The sequence below is a fragment of the Zunongwangia endophytica genome (assembly GCF_030409505.1).
Lineage (GTDB): Bacteria > Bacteroidota > Bacteroidia > Flavobacteriales > Flavobacteriaceae > Zunongwangia > Zunongwangia endophytica.
Map to the genome: position 1 here is coordinate 2,543,205 of NZ_JAUFPZ010000002.1, position 24,788 is coordinate 2,567,992.

The 24,788-nt window shown below is 36.7% G+C and carries 12 protein-coding genes; 1 reads left to right on the plus strand and 11 read right to left on the minus strand.

Annotated elements, in window-relative coordinates; genetic code table 11:
- The first annotated feature begins 104 nt into the window (after window positions 1–104).
- Window positions 105–1,583, plus strand: a complete 1,479-nt coding sequence (locus QWY91_RS11085; protein ID WP_290234974.1) for an SLC13 family permease — start codon at window positions 105–107, stop codon at window positions 1,581–1,583.
- Here QWY91_RS11085 and QWY91_RS11090 read toward each other — a convergent pair whose 3' ends face one another.
- The 11 genes from QWY91_RS11090 to QWY91_RS11140 all read right to left on the minus strand — a co-directional run bounded on the left by QWY91_RS11090 (window position 1,584) and on the right by QWY91_RS11140 (window position 24,560).
- Window positions 1,584–2,621 (minus strand): sialidase family protein, encoded by a 1,038-nt coding sequence (locus tag QWY91_RS11090; RefSeq protein WP_290234976.1) that lies wholly within the window; start codon window positions 2,619–2,621, stop codon window positions 1,584–1,586.
- Between the two features lie 228 nt (window positions 2,622–2,849).
- On the minus strand, window positions 2,850–4,700 hold the full coding sequence (locus QWY91_RS11095; RefSeq protein ID WP_290234977.1) for a beta-galactosidase: 1,851 nt from the start codon (window positions 4,698–4,700) through the stop codon (window positions 2,850–2,852).
- A gap of 3 nt (window positions 4,701–4,703) precedes the next feature.
- Window positions 4,704–6,164 (minus strand): alpha-L-fucosidase, encoded by a 1,461-nt coding sequence (locus QWY91_RS11100; RefSeq protein WP_290234980.1) that lies wholly within the window; start codon window positions 6,162–6,164, stop codon window positions 4,704–4,706.
- A 4-nt stretch (window positions 6,165–6,168) separates the two neighbouring features.
- A complete protein-coding gene (locus tag QWY91_RS11105; protein WP_290234982.1) occupies window positions 6,169–7,623 on the minus strand; it encodes an alpha-L-fucosidase in 1,455 nt (484 codons plus the stop codon).
- Window positions 7,624–7,637: 14 nt separating this feature from the next.
- Window positions 7,638–10,025 carry a glycoside hydrolase family 3 N-terminal domain-containing protein gene (locus tag QWY91_RS11110; RefSeq protein ID WP_290234984.1) on the minus strand — a complete coding sequence of 796 codons (2,388 nt, stop codon included), beginning with the start codon at window positions 10,023–10,025 and terminating at the stop codon, window positions 7,638–7,640.
- Window positions 10,026–10,178: 153 nt separating this feature from the next.
- Complete coding sequence (locus tag QWY91_RS11115) at window positions 10,179–12,770, minus strand: prolyl oligopeptidase family serine peptidase (RefSeq protein ID WP_290234986.1); 2,592 nt, start codon at window positions 12,768–12,770, stop codon at window positions 10,179–10,181.
- A 49-nt stretch (window positions 12,771–12,819) separates the two neighbouring features.
- Window positions 12,820–14,367, minus strand: coding sequence for a SusD/RagB family nutrient-binding outer membrane lipoprotein (locus QWY91_RS11120; RefSeq protein ID WP_290234988.1), 1,548 nt, complete (start codon window positions 14,365–14,367; stop codon window positions 12,820–12,822).
- Window positions 14,368–14,378: 11 nt separating this feature from the next.
- Window positions 14,379–17,471 (minus strand): SusC/RagA family TonB-linked outer membrane protein, encoded by a 3,093-nt coding sequence (locus QWY91_RS11125; RefSeq protein WP_290234990.1) that lies wholly within the window; start codon window positions 17,469–17,471, stop codon window positions 14,379–14,381.
- Between the two features lie 215 nt (window positions 17,472–17,686).
- Complete coding sequence (locus QWY91_RS11130) at window positions 17,687–19,927, minus strand: GH92 family glycosyl hydrolase (RefSeq protein WP_290234992.1); 2,241 nt, start codon at window positions 19,925–19,927, stop codon at window positions 17,687–17,689.
- A gap of 9 nt (window positions 19,928–19,936) precedes the next feature.
- The gene (locus tag QWY91_RS11135; protein WP_290234995.1) at window positions 19,937–22,264 is read right to left on the minus strand and encodes a glycoside hydrolase family 20 protein; all 2,328 of its coding nucleotides are present in this window, start codon (window positions 22,262–22,264) and stop codon (window positions 19,937–19,939) included.
- A gap of 46 nt (window positions 22,265–22,310) precedes the next feature.
- Window positions 22,311–24,560: a GH92 family glycosyl hydrolase gene (locus tag QWY91_RS11140; RefSeq protein WP_290234998.1), complete on the minus strand. Its 2,250-nt coding sequence runs from the start codon at window positions 24,558–24,560 to the stop codon at window positions 22,311–22,313.
- Window positions 24,561–24,788: the final 228 nt, after the last annotated feature.

Consider the following 24,788-nt stretch of genomic DNA (forward strand, 5'->3'; position numbering starts at 1 on the left):
AAATCAACTATTTTTTTAGTAATAAAACTAATAACATAGTAATACGGCGGACTGTTTTGCTATTCAAAAAAATAATTATCTTCCGGCTGAATAACATATTGTAAATGAACAGCACTTTAAAAAGCCTAATATTAATATCAGGTCCTTTAATTTTCGGAATATTTCAATTTTTACAACCTCCGGCAGAAATGTCTCCAGAAGCATTTGATGTTTTAGCGATTACGTTATGGATGGCAATTTGGTGGGTAACCGAAATTATCCCAATTGCGGCTACTGCTTTATTACCTATCATACTTTTTCCTTTAAGTGGTGCTCTCGATATTGGTTTAACCACAGCATCTTACGGTCACAAATATGTTTTCCTATATATGGGTGGCTTTATACTGGCAGTAGCAATAGAAAAATGGCAACTACATCGAAGAATAGCACTCAACATTATCAATATCATTGGAACGAATATCAAATTCATCATCCTGGGTTTCATGGTAGCAACCGCATTTTTATCTATGTGGATCTCAAATACGGCGACATCTGTAATGATGCTCCCCATCGGGACGGCGATTATCACTCAGTTAAAAGACAACCCAGAAACTAGCGAAGATGAAAATAAAGTCTTCGGAAAAGCACTAATGTTAGCTATTGCGTATAGCGCATCTATTGGAGGTATCGGTACATTAATTGGAACTCCGCCTAACCTGGTTTTTGCCGGAATTGTTGAAGAATTATATGGTATTGAAATAAGCTTTTTAAAGTGGGCACTTCTTGGAATACCAATTTCTATCCTGCTGTTAGCCTTTTGTTGGAAGTATATTACAAGCTTTGCTTTTAAATTTAAACAAACTGAATTCCCCGGTGGTAAAGCCGAAATTAAAAGATTGTTAGAACAATTAGGCAAAATTAGTTTACAGGAAAAGCGAGTTTTAATAGTATTTGTACTAACAGCCTTATGCTGGATTACCAGATCCTATTTTCTGCAAGACTTCTTACCCAATGTTGACGATACAATAATAGCAATTACCGCCGGAATTTCTTTGTTTTTAATTCCGTCTGGCAAGCAAAAAAAAGATCAAAAAAGACTTTTAAACTGGGAAGAAGCTGTAAAAATCCCTTGGGGAATCATTTTACTTTTTGGTGGTGGTATGGCCTTAGCCAAAGCTTTCGATGATACGGGATTGGCAAACTGGATTGGTGAGCAACTGGTTAATCTAGAGAACTTACCACTATTTTTATTATTGCTGATATTGATTACTGCCATGAACTTTTTAACCGAAGTGACCTCTAACACAGCTACAACCGCAATGTTGTTACCTATTTTAGCTCCTATGGCACTAGCTTTAAACTTGCATCCTTATTTGTTAATGGTAGCAGCAACTTTAGCGGCGAGTTGTGCTTTTATGCTTCCGGTTGCTACACCACCAAATGCAGTAGTATTTGGATCGGGTTATCTAAAAATAGCGGATATGATGAAAACCGGATTTTGGTTAAATATCTTATCTATTTTATTAATCAGCCTTATTGTTTATTTCGCTTTACCAATATTATGGGATTTTGATCCTTTTACCATACCAAAGGTTTTTAAATAATTAATTTACTCGCTTCAACCTAAAATACTTAATTCGCTTCCTATCGTAAGTATAGGTAATATGTATTTCTCCGGTTTTAGACTGAATAATGGCTGGATAACTATATTCTCCTACCTTTTTATTTTCCAGTTCTAATACATCTTCCCAATGTTCTCCATCTTTAGAATACGCTAAATTTAATTTACTACGACCTTGCCACCAATCTTCACCGCTTTCCATTGGATTATAAACCATTAGGAAACCTCCACTATCTAGACTTACGGCATCGATACCTGAATTTGGATTTGCTAATTCAGATTCGACAAATTTACTCCAATTTTCTCCATCATCCCTACTGATGCTTTCTAAAACAACATCTTGATCACTTCTGAAAAAAGCTTTTAAATCGCCATTTTTAAGCTGAATAATAGTCGGCTGAATTACTTTAGAATCCGAATCTTGATTTACAGGAATCTTCCTCCACGTTTTCCCAAGATCATCTGAAATCTCCATGTGTGCATGCCAAACAGCACCGTCCTGAAGTTCTACACTCGACGGACTAACAATTCGGCCATTTTCTAGTTGTATTGGCTTATTTTTTATTGGCCCAAGTACTCCTTCAGGCAATAAGATTTTATCGCTCCACGTTCTCCCCTGATCTTTTGAAGTTTTATAAGCGCCCCACCAGGTAGAAGGCGATGGACCTATCTTATAAAAAAGGAATAAATTTTCAGGAATATTGAATAAAACAGGATTCCAGGTTGGATAACTAAGCGTATCATTTTCAAAACCATCGGCTACTTTTCTAGGAGAAGACCAACCGGCTTCAGTTTTTGTGCTGGTATAAATACTCACATCTGAATGTCTTTCGTGGGTGCCGCCAAACCAGGCTGCAATAAGGTCTCCATTTTCTAATTCTTCGATAGTAGATGCGTGAGCGCTGGGAAAATTCGCTTCAGTATAAATAAAACCCGATTCTAAAACTTCAAATTTCACATCTTGCTGAGCTTTTATATTCAGAAAAGATAATACAAAACAAATGATACAAATGGTTCTCATAATAGATTCAGATTAAAACAAAAAAAGGGAAGAGGGGAACTAATTCCTCTTCCCAAACCAATGCATAAAACAAACTTACACTAAGTTACTCTTCTATAAGTCGCGAGTTTACATTTTAAGCAAAACTCAATTTAGTATTTTCAGAAAAAAGGAAGGAGGATGGCGGTCCTCCTTCCATTGTCAAACAAACTTTTCACTAACATGTTATGTCGTGAAAAACATGAAGAATTATTGAGACAAGCTTTCCAAAATCGGCTTCACTAAACCTGAAATTGTCGATTTTGAATCTTCATTAAGCTGCTCAAAAATGGTAATTTCGTTACCTTTTTCTTTTAACCAACATCCCGGTAAATACAGCGTTTGCTGTGGACCAACATTCCAGTATCTACCTAAATTATGTCCGTTAATAAATACAATTCCTTTTCCCCAATCTTGCATGTCTAAGAAAGTATCTCCAATCTCATTTAGATCGAAATTCCCCGAATATACGACCGGTAATTTATCTTTTACTTCTTCGGAAGCGTTTACTTGCGGCGCTTGATCGAATGGCGCTTTGTACATTTCCCATCCGCCAGAGATTTCGTAATCATTTATACTTACTGCGCTGATGATTCCTTTTTTATTTTCGGTCATTTTAGCGCCGTAATTAATACGCCCCATATTTTCTACAAGAATTTCTAAACTTCCGTTAAACGGAATTTTAATATCCATCTCGTATTCGTTATTCATACGGTTAAGCTTACCTACATATTTTCCATTTACATAAATTGTTGCAAAATCTCGTAACCCGGGGATTTGTAATTTCCCGTTAATAGGCTGCGTGAATTTCTTTCTATATAACACATAGCCATAACCCTGATCTAATGCTTCAAAACTCATCGGTGCATCAGCAACAACAGCTTCAGACTCTTTTATAAGCTTTAAAGCATTTTGCTTTTTATCCAGTTTAATTTCAGAAATAGAAATAACCGGAATTTGCTTCGGAATTTCAGGGATATCGTATGCTACGTACTTCTTCATCAATTCTCTAATCGCTGTATATTTTGGCGTTACCCAGCCTGGTTCAGAAATTGGCGCATCATAATCATAACTAGTAATATCTGGCTGAATATCATGATCTTCGTTATAATTGGCACCACTGGTAAAAGCGAAATTTGTTCCGCCGTGAACCATGTAAAAATTGAAATCTACCTCATTTTTAAGATAAACTTCCGTTTGCTTTGCAATCGCATCGGCTCCGATTCTTGTAAAAGGCTCTGCCCAATGATCTAACCAACCGGGATAAAATTCGGCTACCATATACGGGCCTTCGTTATTATGATATTTATCTACCGCTTTTTTAAGATTGTTTACATTATTCTCGCCATTGGCAGTTGGCAAAGCACCTTCTACCGCTCCACCTTCAAAAAGCCAGGTTCCATCTGAAGTAAAAAATGGACCTTCTAAACCCGATTCCTTCAGCATTTTAAAAATCTTTTGCTTGTAGGCTTTATGATCTTCAGTAGCGATATCTTCTCGTTGTGACACAAAAGAACCAAATTCATTTTCAGCCTGAACCATGATTACGTTTCCACCTTTATTTACTTGAAGTGGTTTAATTTGCGTCGCCAACTCATTTATGTAAGTTCGGCAAGAATCTAAAAATGCTTCGTTATTTTGACGAATCTTAAGTTCTGGATTCTTTTGAAGCCACCATGGGTATCCCCCAAATTCCCACTCGGCACACACATAAGGGCCGGGACGCACAATTACAAACAGCCCTTCTTCTTCGGCCATTTTTATATATTCCTGAAGATTTTTATTCCCCGACGTCCAATCCCATTCTCCCGGTGCGGTATTATGATAATTCCAGAAAACATACGTAGTGATCGCATTTAAACCCATAGCTTTTACCATCTTCATGCGATGGCGCCAATAAGGTTTTGGGATCCTGCTATAATGCATTTCTCCCGAATAAATATGAATAGGCTCTCCTTTATACTGAAAATTACCATCTTCAATTTTAAACACTTCTTTTTGTGCCTGCATGCTAAAACCTACAAGACAAAAAAGAACAATAAGATTCGATAAAATTCGCATTACTTAATAAATTTCAAGATTAGCTAATAATGGATTTGCTTTTGCTGCTTCAATTTCAATTTTTAAAGCGGTGGTTTCTACGGACGGAACTTTTAGAATTCGCTTATACCCGATCGTTGTGCCTTCAGCAATTTGCTTCCATTCGCCATTTTCCTTTGTACTAATATTGAATTTTTCTACACCTTGTCCTAATTCAATATATTCCTGAAGTAATACAAAGTTAACCGTTTTAGCAGTATCAAAAATGATTTCTACTGAAGATTGGATAACATCCTCATCGGTAGCCCAATACGTTTCAGAATCGCCATCAATTAAATTCTCTGCTGAATATTCTTCTGAATCTCCTCTAAAATTACTTGCTGATATTTGTGCATTTTCAGCTAAATTATTAGCAAAAACACTATCAATTATTTTTCGCATTCCTAATAAAGAAGCCACATCGTTTTCATGAAATTGTCCTCTTTGATCGGGTGGTACATTTAGTAACAACGTAGATCCTCTACCTACCGATTGCATATATGTTGTAAATAATTCTTGTGGAGATTTCACTAAAGAATCTTCCTCTTTATGATAAAACCATCCCGGGCGTATCGAAACATCTACCTCAGCCGGAATCCATTTTGTTCCGTCTTTAGCTCCAGTTTGCAACAAATCGCTAATTTCAGGTTTCCCCGCATAAAGTGTATCGGGATTAATGATATTCCAATTAGTCGATCCTGCTTCGCCTCTTTCGTTACCTACCCAACGTAAATCTGGACCTGCATCACTAAAAAATAATACAGAAGGCTGAATTTCTTCTACCATTTCTAAAGTAGTTGGCCAATCGTAATAATTTTGTTTATCGATTCGGCGTTCTTCTTTTGCGCCTCCGTAAAATCCATCGCCTCCATTAGCACCATCAAACCACATTTCGAAAATATCGCCGTAATTTGTGAATACTTCTTTTAACTGATTTCGGTAATATTCCACATAAGATTTCTCTCCATAATCTTCACGATTACGATCCCAGGGCGACAAGTAAATCCCGAATTTTAAGCCATGTGCTCTGGCAGATTGCGCTACTTCTTTTACTAAATCTCCTTCTCCATCTTTGTAAGGAGAATTTGAAATGTCATGATCGGTATAATCTGAAGGGAATAATGCAAAACCATCGTGATGTTTTGCGGTTAAAATAACACCTTTAAAACCTGCTTTTTGCAAAGTTTCCATCCACTGATCGACATCAATATCTGTAGGATTAAAAATCTCTGGAGATTCGTCTCCATATCCCCATTCTTTCCCAGTAAACGTATTGGTGGTAAAATGAATAAAAGCATTTAATTCCATTTCGTGCCAAGCTAATTGTTCCTTGCTTGGTGTTGGCCCAATAGCTTCTGGTGCTTTTACTTCTTGTTTTTCCTGGCAGGAAAACAACATTGTTGCGATCCCTAACCCAGCTATAATTCTATTTAAATTCTGAATCATTTTTTTAATTTTCGATTGAAAATGCTATACCTGAACTATTTTTTGCTGAACGAATTTCTTTAGGAATTGTAATTTCAATCCTTCCGTTTTTTATTTTGAAATCCACTTTTTTACCGGTTTCCAATAACTTTATCTTAGCATTTTCTGAAGGTAAATTTTTACTAAAGCTTATTTTTTTCGGCAGCTCTTCCCCATCCTCGAACATTGCTATTGCATAAATTGTCTCCTCTTTTTCAGTAAAATAAATATTCTCTTCCTGGTAATCATCGATAGCATGCGTACCATAAATAGCCTCGCCATTTTTCTCTAACCAAGCGCCAATTTCATGTAACTGATCAACCACTTCCAGCGGTATAGTTCCATCTGGTTTTGGACCAATCCCAAGAAGCATATTTCCTCCTTTAGCAACCACTTCTACAAGATTATAGAGTACTGTAGTAGAAGATTTAAAAGGATCGTTTGGCACATATCCCCAGTTATTCCCTAATGGTAAATTACTTTCCCATGGATTATCTAATTTGGTTTCAGGAATTTTACGTTCTGGTGTTTGATAGTTTTCGTATGGCCCATGTACCGTACGATCTGCAAAGATAATTCCCGGTTGTTTTTCTCTAGCCATCTCCGCTATTTTCGGCATATCGATTTCCTGACTAAAATCTGGAATTGGCGCACCCCAAGCTCTAACTTCATCGTTTACGGTTTCTTTTGGGCGTACCCAACCACCGTCTAACCAAAGAATATCAACACTACCGTAATCGGTCATTAATTCTTCAATTTGGTTGTAAGAGAATTCTTTGAATTTATTCCAACGCCAATCATACTTTTCGATATCATAATTTGCATTTCGGTTGGGTGTTGCATATTTATCCCACCAAAAATATTGCGAATGCCAATCTGGCTTAGAATAATAAGCGCCAATCATAAAATCTTTCTTTCTAAATGCTTCAAAGATATATTTGGTAACGTTAGCCTTTGGATTATTTTGAAAAGGCCCATTGGTAATTTTGTAATCGGTTTGCTGTGTATCGAACATATTAAAACCATCATGATGCTTCGTGGTAAACACCATGTACTTCATCCCCGCAGCTTCCCCAGCTTCTGCCCAACTATCGGGATCGAAATTTACCGGATTAAAGATCTTATCTAAATTCCAATACCACTTTTTATAATCGTTATAAGCAATAGTACTATCACGCTCTATCCAATCTTCAGAACATAAATTCCAGCTTTCCATAATTCCGGGAACCGAATAAATCCCCCAATGAATTAGCATCCCGAATTTAAGATCCTTCCACTCCTCTAGCTTTTCTAAAACCTGAGGATCGGTTGGCGCCATATATTCCTGAGAGCGACCATGTACTCCATGCTCATCTTCTTCCTGAGTTTGTGCCTGATTTTGTTGCGCAAAAACCAACAGGGCCAAGCAAAAAAGTGATTTCAGATTATTGAATTTCGACATTTCTTAGATATATTTTATTTAGTAATTTCAATATTTTCAGTGATTTCAAAAGTAGTTTCCAGTCGGATATCTTCAGAAGAAGAACCAATCATCAGCTTAAATGCTCCGGCTTCTACTAACTGCTTCATTTCAGCATTAAATAAAGATAATTCCTTCGGAAGCAATTCAAATTGAATAGTTTTCGTTTCTCCTGAAGCTATAGTAACACGCTCAAAACCTCGTAACTGTTTTACCGGGCTCAGCACACTGCTTACCATATCTCGAATATAAAGCTGCACCACTTCATCACCGTCAACTTCACTGATATTCGATACTTTTAGGCTAATTTCTATTTTCGTGTTTTTCCCTTTTCCTGAAGTTTTCAATTTTAGATCTGAATATTCAAATTCAGAATAACTCAAACCGAAACCAAAAGGATATAATGGCTTAGCATCGGTCTCTACATAATCTCTACGATTTGGAAACCAATAATTATAATACACCGGGATTTGCCCTAAAGATTTTGGTACAGAAACCGGTAATCTTCCCGCAGGATTAAAATCTCCAAACAATACATCGGCAATAGCATTCCCGCCTTCTTGCCCGGGATACCAAGCATCTAAAATAGACGGCACATTTTCTGAAGGCCAGTTTAGCAATAATGGGCGACCTTTTATTAAAACTAACACCGTTGGCGTTCCAGTTTCTATAACTGCCTGAAGCAATTCTAATTGTCTTCCCATCAAATTAAGAGTTGAACGATCGTAGCCCTCGCCACTTTCCATATCGCCCAAAATCTGGTCTTCTTTAGAAGAAACAGTAGCCGCTCCGGTTTCTAAATATTCAGTTTTAAAATCTCTTGCGCTAGAACCTCCTAAAACAACAATGGCAACTTCAGCTCTTTTAGCTGCTGCTACCGCTGCCGGAATATCAGTTTGAGTAGTATCACGAACGGCAGTTCCTTTTACATATTCGATGTTAGCATTCGGCATTTTATGCTGAATACCTTCTAGCACGGTAACAATATTTTCTTCGGACTGTGGAGCAGTATAATCTCCTAACTGATTGTATTGCATATCGGCATTCGACCCGATTACTGCAATGTTTTTCAATTCTTTGTTTAATGGAAGTATATTGTCTTCATTCTTCAGCATTGTCACCGATTGGCGAGCAACTTCTGTGGCGAGCTCTATATGTTCTGAATTTCTAACAATTTTTTCAGCTTCTTTTTCCTTTACATAAGGATCATCAAAAAGACCTAATTTGAATTTTACGGCAAGAATTCTTTTTACCGCTTCGTCGATTCTTTCTTCAGATACTTTTCCTGAATGTACAGCATCGAGCAAAGCATCGTCATAACCATTTCCGCCAAGGTCAACATCTACTCCGGCATTCATGGCCACAGCTGCTGCATCTTCTGAAGTTCCCACCACATGATGATCTCCTAAAAGACCTTCTATACTTGCCAAATCTGAAATTACAAAACCATCAAATCCCCAATTTTCTCTCAGGGTATTCGTCAACAAACTTTTATGTGCTGTGCTTGGAATACCATCGATAGAACTGTAGGCCGTCATTACCGATAACACACCGCTATCTACCGCTTCTTTTACAGGATACATATAATTCTGGAATAAATCGCGTTGTCCCACATGTACCGCAGCACCATTATGCCCACCTTCTGAAACTCCGTATGCAGCAAAATGTTTTAGTGTTGCAGCTACATGTTTTCCGTCTTCAAGATCACTTTCTTTTTCGCCTTGAAAACCTTTAATTATCGATTTCCCCATCTGCGCAATTAAATAAGAATCTTCACCAAAAGTTTCTTCTACTCGAGACCATCTTGGCTCTCTGGCAATATCTATAATTGGCCCGTAACCGGTATTGGAGCCCTGCGCTCTAATTTCTTCAGCAATAGCTTCAGCCATTGTCATAATTAATCTTGGATTCCAGGTGCTGGCCTGACCTATCGCCGTTGGAAATACAGTAGTTCCAATCGCCATATGCCCGTGCATCGCTTCTTCTTCAAGTAATAATGGAATTCCTAAACGACTATTTTCAATCGCATATTTTTGTATCGCATTCGTGATTTTGGCAGCTTCCTTTGGATGTAGGCCGTTTTCTAAAGTTTTTTGTGTCCATGGATCTGCTCTTAACAATCCCCATAAACCGCCAATTTTTCTGTTTTTTATTTCTTCTTTGTAAAGTTCACTAATTCCCGATCTATTCCCTTCTTTCTTATACATTTTCCAGCCAAGCGGCGTGGTTAGCTGACCGATTTTCTCATCGATCGTCATTAAAGAAATAAGGTTTTCTACACGTTCATCAACACTTAGCTGACTATTTTTATAAGGCGCATTTTTTAAATCCTGCGCGCTCAGCAAGTTTGAAATTAGTAAAAAACAAAGGCAAATTTTTTTCATCAATTTTTCAATTTTAATAACAAAACTGGCCAGTGAGGTACCAACCAGTTTCTAAGCTAAATACAACTAATAAACTACCTAAGGCCAAGCCAAAAGGCATCATAATTTTTATTTCAAGCTCTTTTGATCCCAACAACCATCAGAGTCGGACATTTAATCTTCAACATCCCAAACAAATTCTCCATTTTCTACCGACCAGTTATTTCCAAAAAATCCACTCGCTTTTATACCCGATAGTCCGTTTTTAGGCATTTCATCATTAAACAAAAGCAAATCTGGGTAGAATGTTCCGTTCTCTAAATAATCATTAGCATAAGCAGCATGCATTCCTTTAATCCCGGAAGCGGTTACTACACCGATACTTGCGAACTCGTGATTTTCTTTAGGATAAATAAAGTAAGCACCGTAATGCTCACCTTTTAATGTTTTATTGCCAATTTTCACCTGATTTTTAGAAAATTGTACCGGCGAATTTTTGAGTAATTTCTTCCATGCAGCGTTATTCGATTTGTTACCATAAATTATAACATTACGATCGATATAATCTGAAGCTTTAAAATCGGTATCTTTTATAACTTCTACACTACCGTTTGCACGATACCAAAACTTTTCGGCATCAAACTTTGCGCGATTAAAATACCACTCATTTTCTTCTTTCGATCCTTTAGTTCCATAAACAAATACCATGTTATGGCGAAATGCATCTTTAAAACCACCAGATCGAAGCGGACTTTTCTCTGAATCATCAGGCTTTTCTGAAATTTTCCAGCTTCCTGCTTCATTTTCAAAATAAATAATTTCTGAAGTGAAGGGTGAAATAGAATCCCCATCGATTACCATCGCTTTTAGATTAGGATGATCCATCGCAGCAAGATCGACACTTAAAGTTTTTATATTTGAAGTTACAATAGAAAGTCCATTTTCGGTTCTTTCAAACTTGAAATTACTAATCTCGAAAGGATGTTCTTGCTGAAGAATTGTTATAAAATGTGATTTAGAAGAGACTCCCGGTGAAGCTGTGCTAAAATCAATTTTATTCATTTCAGCATCACTTTTTATTTTTCTTCGATTAAAAAAATAGAATATGGGCGGCCAGTCTACACTTTCATTACCAAACCAGTGCTTTCCTCCCGGATATTCATAATAGGCAAAATCATTATGAAATTTACCTAGTTCCTCGCGCATTCGCTGCGCAAGATAGGTAGGGACTACATTATCAGAATCACCATGCAAAATATAAACTCCGTAATGCAGATAATTGTTTTTTAATTTTAGCGTTCGGCTTGGATTACCGGCGCGTCTAGTAATTAGATCAAGATCTTTTTCAGTAGTATTCTTAAAATCTAGATTGATTTTTTGTTTAAAATCTGCAGCCGACATCTCGAATTGCTTTTCGATCTGCTCATCGGAAATACGACTAATAAAACTATTACGATAGTCTAATAAATCTGGATAACCTGCAGCCGGTGCAATTGCCGCAAATCTATCGGGATAGGTTGCTCCCAGGTACCAGCTACCGTGGCCACCCATAGAGTGCCCAGTTAAATAAGTACGTTGCGGATCGGTTTTTAATAATTTTTCTGAATGTTCTAAAACTTCCAGCGCATCTAATCTTCCCCAATCTTCCCAGGCAAAACCAAAAGGCCTGCGATTAGTAGGAGCAACTACATGCCCCCAATCTTTTTGCTTATAAGCGTTGGCCTGATTAACAGCTTCAACTGAAGCGCCGTGAACCGATAAAAATAAGGCCTGATTTTCTTTGTTTTTAGTTAAGGATGGCGCCACGCTATAATATTGCACGCTATTGTCTACCTTGCTAAGAAATGTGTTTTTATGATGTTTGAACTTTGATTTGATATCGAGTACAATTTTGGCGGTATCGATATCTCTGCCATTAGCTGCCTGTAGATAAAGATTTGCAGTAATGCTATCTCCTTCCTTAAGATTGGAAGGAATAGGAATCGAAAATGGCACTTTTCGTACATTTTTAGAAACAATTGTAGGAACTTTTGTTTCTGCTGAAATTCCATTTATTTCAACCTTAATTTTAGCTCCTTTTAAAGAGTTTTTTTCAGTATTAATAATTCGAATAGCGCCCCATAAGTCTTCCTGTTCTTCCTGAAGTACATCGGGTAGCGTTAAGTCTCTAGTAGTAAATTCAACCGGCTTATAAGTTATTAACAAGCGTGCTCGCATTCTAGAAAAACGACCGCCAGAAAGTAGAAATTTGTTTACTCCTTTTTTTAAAGTTATTGGAATTAGATTCCAACCGAAATCATAATGATCTCCTTCATGTGGTAATCCATTAATTATAACATTGGTATGCCCAGAGGCTTCAAAAATTACGGTTCTTTCTTCTTCGGAAATGTATTCTAAATACAAATATCCATTTCGACGTAATTTAGGATCGTTAAACTCTCCATTTTCACTAATTGCTATATTTTCCCAAGCAATTGTTTCTTCTTTGAAACTGTCGAAAACTTCTTTCCCTTCATTTATCTGAAAACCATTCTGCAAAACCTCAGCAAAAATAGGATCGTACTGAATAGCTGAATTACTAAATGGTGTTCCTGAAGTTCCTAAAATAAGACCTTCTTTAAATAAATGAATCACCTCTCCTTCACTAACATCATTAACTTTTTCCTTGCCAAAATACTCTACAATATTACCTTCTTTGTTTTGCGCTATGGCTCCACTAAAAAAGATCATAAAAATAGATAATATTGGAATGCTAAGTTTATTCATTGATATTAGTTAAAAAGAAGTGATTATTAAATTTTATACTATTGTTCTATTATTCTACATCCCACCAGATACGTGTAGTCAAAAGGTCTGGGCCTTGAGACTGTACTGCGGCATTGTAATTTTCAGCATTTGTTGATTGCTCAGAAGTCATATACGTCAATCTTCTAGGAATTGTTCCATTTGTTACATTGCCTGGATAATTAACCGGAGTTAAGTCTGGAAATCCACTTCTTCTCCAATTTGAATAAGACTCTATTTCATTCAAGAACGTTGCTGCCCAATACTGCGTATTAATTTGCTCTAGAGCATCTTCTTCAGCATAAGCGTTATCTTCAAGATATTCATCGATTTCAGCTTCTGAAATTGCAGCATTTGGAGAATATAATTCCAAATAATTCATTGCTGCACGAACACCGGCGTTATAGTGAGCCTCGGCATCGCCACCTGCTATTCCCCATCTAAAAGCAGCTTCAGCTAACATGAATTCTACTTCAGCATAAGTTTGAAAGAACATTGGTGCAGCCTCACTTGTCATATAAAGCCTATTTGGCTCTGAATAATCCTGAGTATCAGTTTCTCCAGTAAGTTCTCTTAATAATGTACCATCTAAACCATTAGGAAGACCAATTTGCGCGTCTGGATCTAATCGTTCTTCATCTGATCTTAAAATTGCGTTACCATCTGCATCTTCTTCACCAGTATTTTCTGGTAGACTACTATAAATGGTTAGTCTTGGATCATCCTGTAAAAATTCAATAAAAGTATCACTCATTCTAGGAGTACCATCTGCAGTAAAAGTTTCTCCGTTTCCGTTTTGAACTATTCCGTTTCCTTCTTCATGAACTACGTAGGCAATATCATCGTTTGACTCCATTACTCCACCTTCGATCGCTTTTTGAGCCCATTCTTGTGCAGCTGATTCATCAACCTTTGTCATACGCATAGCAAGTCTTAACATAAGACTGTTAGCCCATTTTCTCCATTTATTTACGTCACCTCCAAATAAAATATCTGCACTACCTAAAGTACTCGTACCACCAGCTTCAAATATAGCGGCTGATGCCTCAAGTTTATTTAGCATATCTGCATAGATATCTTCTTGCGGATCGTAAGCAGGTCTAAAATCGCCATCAATAAAAGCTTTCCCAGCTTCAGAATATGGAACGTCTCCATATAGATCTGTAATCTTTTGATATTGATAGACTCCTAATGTATTAACTATGGCGTAATCTACTGAAGTAGAATCTCCCATCTGTTCTAAGCCATATTTCATATCTTCAATAGACTTTATTGCCTGTGGATACATAGCAGTCCAGAAAGCTTCGGCATACGCGGTGTTTAATAAATACTTATCACCACTCCAATATGTTTCGGTATTAGCGATATGCTGGATCATAGTAGAAGAGTAAATCAAATTTGCTCTCCATGACTCATATCTTTGCCCAGAAACATAAAGTACTGCTGATGGAAATTTATAACTTAAATCCATCTCTGTTGTCTTTGTAGGGTCTACATTCAACTCTTCAAAGTCCTCATCGCATGATTGAAAAGACAGAGCCCCAATCAGTAACATAAGTGTATATATTCTATTTTTCATCTGTATCTTCTTTAAAATTTAACGTTAAGATTAAGGCCATAACTTCTACTAGTTGGTAAGCCGAATCTTTCTAAACCTCTAGCTCCTCTACTATTAAAAGAAGATTCTGGATCAATATTCTCCGTTTCTCTTTTTATAAAGAACAAGTTTCGGCCTATCACAGATATGTTAGCGCTATTAATAAAAGTATCTTTTATCAAATCACTTGGCAGGCTATAACCTAAACTAAACTCTCTAAACTTAATAAAGTCTGCACTTTGGATATGTTCTTCAGCGATTTCATAAAGTTTTTTATAGTAAGAGTCTACATTACCTGGAGCAATTGTAGTTGAAAAATCTGCTCCTGATGCATCAAATCCTTGTACAGCGATACCATCTTCTCTACCTACAAGTGTATTTTTACTAGCTCCATAATAGTTAGCAAAAGCGCTGGTACCAGAATAAATATCTGCTCCAAATTTGGCATCGATCAAGAAAGAAAGATTCCAGTTTTTATATCTAAAATTATTGGTAAGTCCCATAGTCCATGGAGCTACTCCATTACCTAGGATTTTTCTTGGACCTGTTGTTGGCGTACCATTGCTATCATACTGAATTCTTCCTTGATCATCTCTAATATAAGAAGTACCGTAAATAGCTCCAAAGGGCTCACCTACGATCGCTCCAGATGATACATTTGTAGCCTGAGCGCTATCTGGGAATAAAGGATTGTCGTCGTCGTCGGTTTTAACCACTTCATTTTTGTTATATCCTAAATTATAAGATACATTCCAGGTGAAATTCTCATTTTTAATAGGAGAACCTGTTAATAATAATTCTACCCCTTTATTAGTCAATTCTCCAATATTCACGAATGCACTACTGTACCCTGAACTATTAGAAAGACTGATAGGTACTATATCGTCTGTAGTTTTATTGAAATAGTAAGCAAAGTCTACTCCAATTCTACTATTAAACATTTTTAAGTTAAGACCTAACTCATATTCTTGTTTAGAAAATGGCTTAAGTTCTTGATTTGGAAGTCTATCATTTGTAATTCTACCCAATGGCACAGAGGAACCTTTACCATTATACGTATCAAAAATACCATATACTAGAGAAAGTTGGTAAGGATCCTGAGCTCCACCGCCTATATCAGAGTATCCTGCTCTCAACTTACCAAAAGTTATAAACTCTGGCATATCAAGCGCATCGCTAAATACAAAACTTGAATTAAAAGAAGGGTAAAAATAACTATTAGAACTAGATTTCCCTGCAAGTGATAATGTTGAGAACCAATCTTTTCTACCAGTTACATTTAAAAATAAATAGTCGTTGTAAGAAAACTCAGCTGTAAAATATAAAGAGTTGATTTTATTTTGAGAATAGATGTAATCATAATTCTTATTAGTCACATTATTAATGTCAACCAAACCAGGAATAACAAACTCTCTTCCGTTTAAAGTAGTAGTTTCAAACTTTCTATCGTTACTATTGGCACCTAAAATTATTTCACTATTAAAGTCTCCAAAAGACTTGCTAAATCCTAACATCACATCTGCATCTACAACTTTAGATATATAGGTGTTTTCTGTCATTGCTCCTAGTGGATTATAAGCTGTCCCGAAAGGTTCTACAGTTGTAATTCTAGCTGTATATTGATCTAGACCTGCTCTTCCTAATGCATACATCCAATCGGTTATATCAAATCTAATAGTTGAAGATCCAATGAATCTATTTTTTAAACTATTATTACTGAATTCGTAAGCTGACCAGTACGGATTTTGATGATACGTACTACTAGAAATTCTATTTTCTGTAAGATCATCATTAATCCAAGGTTTGTAGTCTTCTATGTTAATATTAGCTGGTGACAAAACAGTTGTAAAACTAGCATTACCAGGAGAATCTGATAATCTTGGTCTATTCTTTACATCTTCTAAAATATATTTCCCGCTAACATCAAGAGTTAACTTTTCAGCTAATAATAGACCTCCATTAAGGGAAAATGATTTTCTATTCATACCAGAATTAGGAGTGACATCCTCATTACTCATATCTGTTGCAGAAAATCTTAAATTATATCCTTCACCTGCTTTTGTGATCGCTACAGTGTTAGTTATTGTATGTGCTGTTTCGTAAAAACGATCTAAGTTATTTCCTTGATTAGTATACGGTCTTTCAACTCCATCAAATTGTACTACATCTGATCCATCTAATCGACCACCCCATGCCTGCATTCCTGCAGTAAGTGCTTCCTGACTAGTTTCTGGAGCTACTCCATTAATTCCTTGTCCATATTGCTTTTGGAAATCATAGATATCATCCATCACAGTTTCAAACAATACCGATCCAGAGTATTGCACTCCAAAACCTTGTTGTCCTCTCCCTGATTTCGTATTTATCAAAATTACACCGTTTGATGCTCTAGAACCATAAAGTGCTGCTGCTGCACCACCTTTTAAAACACTAATAGATTCGATATCATCTGGATTGATACTTGAAATACCATCACCAAAATCTGATCCTCCATATTGACCTGCAGATCCTAAATTAGTATTATCAATAGGAATTCCATCTAAAACGTAAAGTGGTTGATTATTGCCACCAACACTAGAAATACCACGAATTAATACATTACTTGTACCTGCTGGTCCTGTAGCTGCTCCACTTACATTTAGACCTGCTACTTTACCTTGCAAAGAGTTAATAGCATTAACCTGTTTTACTTCAGCTAATTCATCACCACCAACTTCAGTAAGGGCATAACCTAATGCCTTTTCTGATCTTTTGATACCTAAAGCTGTTACCACAACTTCATCTAAAGCCTCTGTATCTGTGGCCAATTCTAAATTTAATTCTCCTGAAGTTACGCTAACTTCTCTGGTTTCGTAACCCACCATAGAGAAAACTAAGGTTGCGTTATCACTCACGCTTAAAGTATAAACGCCATCAAAATCGGTAGAAGTTCCATTGGAAGTACCTTTTTCTACTACGGTAACACCTGGCAATGGCATCCCGGTTTCGGCTTCTGTGATGGTACCGCTAACTTGCTGATTCTGTGCTACAGCAAATTGATAAAGTCCCATAACAAGCAGAACTGAAAACATAATTTTCTTCACCATACTTGTAATTTAATTTTAGTTAGTACATGTTATAAATCAACCCTAAAGTTGCTAAATTTATCTTAAATGTTAGGAATTAGTTAAGCTTTTGAAAAAAAAATCGACGGACGACGTAGCTGAATAGATAAACAACTTATATCGAAAAATCGTTTTCGTTTAAATTTTTAATTAAAAATTTAATTAAATAAAGACTATTCTTAATCTTTTTAGATTAACTACTGATTAAAATATATTTTTTTAGGGAAGTTTGATATAGGAAATTCTGATAATGGCTTCTTAACAAAGTTTTCGTCTATTTTCAATTTGAAGGTATCTTTTCCTTCACTTTTATTTTCAATCATCAAGGTTTTGTTTGGATATATATCCTGATCTAAATGAAGCGTAATTTTATCGAATGTTGGAGTTACAAAAGTATAAACAGGTTCAGCCGGAGTAATAGGGTAAATCCCCATCATAGAATATATAATCCATGCGCTCATCGTCCCGGTATCATCATTCCCTGGAATACCACCGGGAGTATTTTTCCAGTATTTATTGATTAGCTGATGGATTCTCTGCGAAGCTTTATATTCTTTACCAGATATAAAATTATAAAGATATCCGTAAGCAAAGTCGGGTTCGTTAGCCATATCGAACTGGTCTTTGGCAAATAAATCGTCCAATTTAGACTCAAATTGGGCATTTCCGCCCATTAATTTTTTTAAGCCATCGATATCATGCGGTACCATAAATAAATACTGCCACGCATTACCTTCTATATACCCCGGGTTTTTGGCAAAATTAGCACCTGCTAAAGGATCGAAATCTTTATACCAACTGCCATTACTATTTTTAGGTTGTAAAAATGCCGTCTTGGGATTATATAACTTTTTATAGCCTTCTGAACGTTTTAAAAACGTTTTATAATCTTTCTTCTTCCCTAAGTTTTTAGCTAATTGCGCAATAGCATAATCTGCAATATTATATTCCTGAGTAGTAGACACCGGCCCTTCAACATCTGTATCTACGCCAATATATCCGTTTTCAATATATTCTTTTAAGCCAGGTCGTAATGGATTTTCAGTAGTATCTAAAGCACTTTTTAGCATCGCTTCGTAGGCTTTTTCAATATCAAAATCGGTTAATCCTCGTAAATAAGTATCAGCTAAAACTACAGCAGCAGGATCGCCTACCATTGTGAAAGTTTCGGTTGAATTCAATTCCCATTTTGGCAACCATCCATTTTCGTCATACATTTCTAACATCGATCTTACCATATCCAATTGTTCTTTAGGATATAGCAAACTCATAAGCTGATGATAATTTCGATAGGTATCCCACAATGAAAATGTGGTATATCGTGTATTTTCAGTTTTACCAATTTTTCCGGTGGCAATTTCTGGATATTCACCGTTAACATCATTCAGAATATTAGGATGGATTTGGGTATGATATAAAGCGGTATAAAAAATCGTTTTCTCATCATTGGTTCCGCCTTCCACTTCAGCTACCTGCAATTTCTTTTTCCAGGCATTTTTAGTTTCCGCTAAAATTTCTTCAAAAGATGCATTGCTAACTTCTCTCTCTAAGTTTTCACGAGCATTTTCAATACTTACGTAAGAAACTCCAATTTTAACTTCAACTTGTTCTGGTTGTTTAAAATCGTAAGTCATATAAGCACCAATACTATCACCAATAACTTCTCTGGTAAAACCTTCTTTAATCCTGGTTTTTCCATTGTACGTCATCCACTGTGCTTCTTCACCTTCGTATTTATATGGGGTTTTCCAAACTCCAAAGTCATCGGCCGGTTTAGAGAATTTTGCTATAAAATAAACCGGATAAGCAGCTTCCGCATTATTGTAACAGAAACTCCCAACCATGCGCATTCCTTCAATTTCTGTTGAAGAAATTACATGAACCATGGCTCCTTGCTCGTTGGTTAAGCCTAAACCTAAATTCAGCAATATGTTTGATTTCCCTGCCGGAAATGAATATCGTGTAAGCCCCGCTCTAGTGCTTGCAGTAGCTTCAGCCTTTATATTGTACTTATCTAATTTTGCGGAGTAATATCCTGCTTCGGCTGTTTCTTCAGAATACTTCGTTCCGTAATCGATATGGTTTGTTTTTAGCTCGCCGGTGGTAGGCATAGTAATAATTACGCCAAGATCGGGACAGCCGACTCCGCTCATATTCACATGAGAAAATCCGGTTAAAAACTGATTTTGATGAACGTACGGATTCGATAACCACTGACTATCTTTTTCCAGCGGATTCAGATCTATTCTCCCCGCCACATTAAAAGGCGATACACTTGCCATTCCTCTTGGTGCAATAGCTCCTGGATTGGTTGCGCCGTAATTTGAAGTTCCTATAAATGGATTTACGTACGGAAGCGGATCAAAATTAGTTTGCGCTGAGATCTGAACGCTAATACATACGATTACTGCTGAAAAAATATTTTTTACTGAAAACATCAACTCTATTTATTTTACTTTTATTTCATCTAAAAACAACCAGGCGCCGCCTCCCTTCGGAGTTTTTGCTAATGGTTCTATAGAAACCCGAACAAACTGAATGTCTTGTTGCGTTTCAAAATTCATCTTGAAATTCTCGATTTTCGCGCCTGGATTAGCCTGATACTTTCGATTTACCAAAGCTACTTCTTTAAAAGACTTTCCGTCTTTAGAAATTTCAACTTTTAATTGCTGCGGAAAATAAATCCCGGTGCCCTGCTCTTCTAAACTTCCAACAACCACTTCACTTACTTCTGTTGATTGCTCTAAATCGATAGTTACAATTGCTGGACGATTAATCCATCCCTGCCAACGACCGTCTTTAAAATATTTACTACCTCTTAATACATTTACCAATGCCGTTTCTCCCGATGAAGCATAACTTTTACTATACTCATATTTGTAAGTCACCGGTTTTGCTACTGCTTTATGGAATTCAAAAGTTTTATCCAGAGTAGCTCCCATAATTTCACCGTCCTTAAAAACTGCAGCTTTTATATTAGTATCGTCGCCAACAATTATTTCTTCTTTATATAATTCTGAATTCGCCGTTAAATCCTCCTCGTTTAAAGCATATCGAATTTCGGTATCTGGGAATTCAGATTTTAACCGAATTGTTATTTCTCCGGTTTCAAGATCAATCTCAGATTCTGGTTGAATAGCATAAGCGCTTTTTGCATAATTGATATCCATGATCTCAAAACGCTGCATCATTTTTCGGATTCTCACTGAAAAATCTTCCCAGTTTAATTTTTCTTCAGGACTCCAAACCACTTCTGCTAAAGCTGCCAATCTTGGAAACAACATATATTCTGAATGTGATGAAGTTGCCACATGTTCTGACCATAAATTCGCTTGTCCTCCCAACACATGTTTTTTCTGCTCGACACTCATAGAATCTAAAACCGGTCGAAATTCATAAACTTGATGCAATGGTAAAAAGGCATTAAAAGCTACCGGCTCGTGATCTGGGCTTCCCTGATAATAATCAAAATATAAATGGCTGGTAGGCGTCATGATCACATCGTGGCCTGCCGCGGTGGCCTCCCATCCGCCTTCAAAACCTCTCCAACTCATCACGGTAGCTTCTTCTGGTAAACCGCCTTCTAAAATCTCGTCCCAACCAATAAGTGTTCTGCTATTTTTATTTAAAAACTTCTCGATACGTTTCATAAAATAGCTTTGCAGCTCTCCGGTATCAGCGAGATTTTCTTCTTTAATTCGGCGTTGACAGTCAGGACAGGTTTCCCAATTTGTTTTGGTTGCTTCGTCGCCTCCCACATGAATATATTCTCCGGGAAATAATTGCATCACCTCGGTTAATACATCTTCCAGAAAATCGAAAGTAGATTCTTTACCGGCACAATAAATACTGGTAATTGGCCAAACTCCTCCCGAAGGCACTGCAATTGGTTCTTCTGTACACGATAACCATGGGTACGCTGCAATTGCACTCATTACGTGTGCCGGCATTTCGATCTCTGGAATTACACGGATTCCTTTTTCCTGCGTGTAAGCTACAATCTCTTTAATATCTTCCTGAGTATAAAAACCTCCATAAGTAGCTTCTTCCTCTGGATCGTTCTTAATTCTGGCATTCCAGTTTTTATTTTCCTGATCGACTCTAAAACCACCAACTTCAGTTAATTTTGGATATTTTTTGATTTCAATTCTCCAACCCTGATCGTCTACTAAATGAAAATGAAACGTATTCAGTTTTAAAAAAGCGAGACGGTCGATATGCTTTTTTATATATTCTTTTTCGAAAAAGTGTCTGGAAACATCTAACATATTCCCACGATACGAATACTGCGGTGCATCGCTAATTTCAATATTTGGAATATACCAATCGATATTGGACGTTTTTGACGCACTTTCTATTTCCTTAGGAAGTAATTGTCGAATCGTTTCTAATCCATACACGAAGCCTATTTTAGAACTGGCTTCTAAAATCACATTTTCTGAAGTCACTTTAAGCTCGTAAGCTTCTTTAGCGATTTCTGAATTGATTTTTAGCTGAATACTATTTTCTGAAACTGCTTTTGCTGAAGTTTCCATCTCAAATCCGGCAGCTTTTTTAAAAAGATCATTTAAAATTGACGAAACCGAAGCTAAACTGTCCTGCGGAATGATGATTTTAGTGCTTTCAGTAATTTCAAAACTCCCCTCATTGAGTTTTAAAGATTTTGGCTGCGGAATTAGCACTAAATCGTCTTCTGTAAATGAAGGATTTTCCTTTTCAGTACAACCAATTGTTGAAAGCGCTATAAAAAGAAGTAAAATTTTAAACAATTTCATGTAATCTTGATTTAGAAAATAAAATGATATCCAGATTTATCGAACATTAATAAATGGTATTCGGCTGCGGCGTTTCTAAAACTTTATTCACCGGTTCACTGCTCATCTCGAATAATAATTCACCACCAGCCATAATTTCTTTATGGGTGATATAAGCACGATCTAACTCTTTTCCGTTTAATTTCACCTTTGCGACAAACTGATTTTCTTCAGCGAAATTGGACGTTTTTATACTGAAATTTCCTCCATTTGCCAATTTGATTTCAGCCGATTCAAATAAAGGAGCTCCCAACATGTAAACGCCCTGAGCGGGATTCACAGGATAAAACCCCATTGAACTAAATATAAACCAAGACGACATTTGTCCGCAATCTTCATTACCGCAATGCCCATTAGGTTCATTTTTATATTGCTCGGTCATAATTTTGCGCACCAGTTTTTGCGTTTCCGAAGCTTTGCCTACATAATCATATAAATATGCAACATGATGACTCGGCTCGTTACCATGAGCGTACTGGCCAATCATTCCCGTGCTAAAAATGGGTAAATTTTCATCTTCCTTTGGAAACCAGCTAAACATCGAATCCAACTTTTGGGTAAAACGTTCTTTACCTCCTGTTTTTTCGATCAAACCTGGAATATCCTGTGGCACAAAAAAGTTGTACTGCCAGGCATTACTTTCACTGTAATACATGGAATAATCTTTACTCTGAAAATCAGGTAAAAATTCACCATTTTCGTCTTTTGGTCTAAAGAAAGTAGTTTTGGTATCGAAAGTATTTTTCCAGTTTTCTGAACGTTTTAGGAAATATTGATAATCTTCTTCTTTGCCCAAATCTTTTGCAAACATGGCAATACACCAGTCGTCGTATGCATATTCCAGCGTTTTAGAAACACTCCAATCGCCTTCTTCATCTTCTGCCGGCACATATCCTTTTTCAGCAAAAACATCTATTTTTCTCGTATTGGTCATTGCGCTGGCTTTGCAAGCTTCATAAGCCAATTCAGTATCAAAATCAAAACCTTTAAAATAAGCATCTACAATTACGGGAACCGAGTGATATCCCAACATCATATTAGTTTCGTTTCCTTGCATCGACCAAACCGGAAGCAATCCTGTTTCGTTATAATGCGCTAACATCGATTTTATAAAATCAGGGACTTTTTCCTGCTGAATAATAGTAAAAAGTGGATGCGCTGCTCTAAACGTATCCCAAAGTGAAAAGGTATCATAACGCTTAAATCCGCTTGCATTTTCAATACTATCGTTAGCTCCTTTGTAATTTCCGTTAGGATCGCTTAGCAAGGTAGGCGCCAACATCGATTGATACATCATCGTATAAAACACCGATTTTTGATCTTTTTTCGGAGTTTTTATTTTTATTTTCTGAAGTTCACTTTCCCAAATTTCGTCTGCATTTTTACGATAGTTATCAAAATTGAAATCTTTAGCTTCAGTGTCTAAACTTGTATAAGCGCCTTTAATATTTGCTGAAGACACGCCGGTTTTCACTATAATTTGTTCTTCAGAAGTGGTTTTGTAATTCAGAATAATCTTTGTGTTTTTCGCAGTAATTTCTTTTGCTGAAATAACCTCATCATCTTCCAGAATTTCGAACTCCTGAAAAGGTTTAGAAAACTTCATCACAAAATACACTCGCTGATCTTTTGCCCAACCGGTAGACTTTCGATAGCCTTCGATAACCGAATCGTTTATTACTTTAATATGCGTATCGGTTGCTTTATCCCAATTTAAAGCATATCCTAAATCCACATGAATTTGCGACAAAGAATCTTTGGGAAAGGTGAATCGCTGGATTCCGGTTCTTGGCGTTGCGGTAAGCTCCGCTTTAATATCATAATCTAAAAGTTGCACCGAATAATATCCCGGCGAAGCTTCTTCCTGCTCATGACTAAATTTAGAAAAAGGTTTATAATTGTTATCTGCAATACGTTCTGAAAAACGGCTGTTGGTTGGCATCACCAAAATATCGTACAAATCGCCAGCGCCCGTTCCCGTTAAATGCATATGTGAAAAACCACTAATAATAGAATCCTGGTAAAAATATCCAGCAATACGATCCCAACCACCAATCCCGATATCGGGACTTAGCTGTACCATTCCGTATGGCGTAGTTGCGCCGGGATACGTATTCCCCGGCCCATCGGTGCCGATAAATGGATTTACAAACTGCGTTAAATTTTCTTGAGTGTCTGTAATAATTTCTGTTTCCTCCCCTGTCTTACAGGAAAAAATCATTATTAAAACAGCGATTCCTAAGAATTTTAATTTCATTTTTTTTGGATTTAGCTGTTCGCTTTCAGCAATTAGCCATCAGCTTTTTTCTGGTTTCAACATTCAATATTTAAGAATCTAGCAAACATTTTACTTCAAGATGCCAATTGTGATGAGATCCCGAATCAAGCCCGGGATGACGGCTGTTTTGATTCAATTAATTGATTATCAACTTAACGTATTTCCAAAATTAACATATAGTCTAATTTCTCAATTCTCGGTTCTCAA

Bases quoted from the DNA above. Each gene is read 5' to 3' on its own strand.
- QWY91_RS11105 (WP_290234982.1), bottom strand. From the start codon at position 7,623: ATGTCGAAATTCAATAATCTGAAATCACTTTTTTGCTTGGCCCTGTTG.
- QWY91_RS11095 (WP_290234977.1), bottom strand. From the start codon at position 4,700: ATGCGAATTTTATCGAATCTTATTGTTCTTTTTTGTCTTGTAGGTTTT.
- QWY91_RS11100 (WP_290234980.1), bottom strand. From the start codon at position 6,164: ATGATTCAGAATTTAAATAGAATTATAGCTGGGTTAGGGATCGCAACA.
- QWY91_RS11090 (WP_290234976.1), bottom strand. From the start codon at position 2,621: ATGAGAACCATTTGTATCATTTGTTTTGTATTATCTTTTCTGAATATA.
- QWY91_RS11140 (WP_290234998.1), bottom strand. From the start codon at position 24,560: ATGAAATTAAAATTCTTAGGAATCGCTGTTTTAATAATGATTTTTTCC.
- QWY91_RS11115 (WP_290234986.1), bottom strand. From the start codon at position 12,770: ATGAATAAACTTAGCATTCCAATATTATCTATTTTTATGATCTTTTTT.
- QWY91_RS11120 (WP_290234988.1), bottom strand. From the start codon at position 14,367: ATGAAAAATAGAATATATACACTTATGTTACTGATTGGGGCTCTGTCT.
- QWY91_RS11125 (WP_290234990.1), bottom strand. From the start codon at position 17,471: ATGGTGAAGAAAATTATGTTTTCAGTTCTGCTTGTTATGGGACTTTAT.
- QWY91_RS11135 (WP_290234995.1), bottom strand. From the start codon at position 22,264: ATGAAATTGTTTAAAATTTTACTTCTTTTTATAGCGCTTTCAACAATT.
- QWY91_RS11110 (WP_290234984.1), bottom strand. From the start codon at position 10,025: ATGAAAAAAATTTGCCTTTGTTTTTTACTAATTTCAAACTTGCTGAGC.
- QWY91_RS11085 (WP_290234974.1), top strand. From the start codon at position 105: ATGAACAGCACTTTAAAAAGCCTAATATTAATATCAGGTCCTTTAATT.
- QWY91_RS11130 (WP_290234992.1), bottom strand. From the start codon at position 19,927: ATGTTTTCAGTAAAAAATATTTTTTCAGCAGTAATCGTATGTATTAGC.